This is a genomic window from Mycobacterium sp. E796, assembly GCF_001672815.1.
In the GTDB taxonomy this organism is placed as follows: Bacteria; Actinomycetota; Actinomycetes; order Mycobacteriales; family Mycobacteriaceae; genus Mycobacterium.
The window spans coordinates 1-532 of record NZ_LZKK01000144.1; the positions used below are offsets into that span (position 1 = coordinate 1).

The 532-nt window shown below is 71.6% G+C and carries 1 protein-coding gene; it reads right to left on the reverse strand.

The features are described from left to right. Positions 1-532: VWA domain-containing protein (locus A5706_RS10925; RefSeq protein ID WP_156767061.1), on the reverse strand; the 532-nt coding region annotated here is incomplete at both ends.

A 532-nucleotide genomic window follows, 5' to 3' on the forward strand; every position in this document is an offset into this window, starting at 1 on the left:
CGCTGCCCGTCCATCTCGATCTCCCCGCCCTTGGTGCCGAACGAGATCGTCGAGATGGGCACGCCCTGGTCCTTGGCCAGCCGCGCCGCGGTGAACGCGCCGTCGTGCGGGTCGCTGGGGTCCGTCGGCTTGTTCTCACCGCCGTCGGACAGCAGCACGATCCGCGCCGGCGGCGGCGTGTCCCCGCCGGTGATGGCCGCGGCGCCGACCGCGTGCAGCGCGGTGAAGATCGCCTCACCGGTCGCCGTCCCGTCGGCGAACTCGAGCTTCTTCAGCGCCTCGAGGGTCGCCTCGTGCTGCGGGGTCGGCGGCACCAGCAGGTAGGGCGTGCCCGCGAATCCGACCAGTCCCAGGTTGATGCCCGGCGTCAGCTGGCTGGCGAACTGGCTGGCCGCCTGCTCGGCCGCCTTGAGCCGGTTGGGTTCGACGTCGGTCGCGCGCATCGAGTTCGACATGTCGATGATCAGCACCACGACCGCGCGGTTGAGCGGGATCCGGATGTCCGACGTCGGCCCGGCCATGGCGGTGGTCA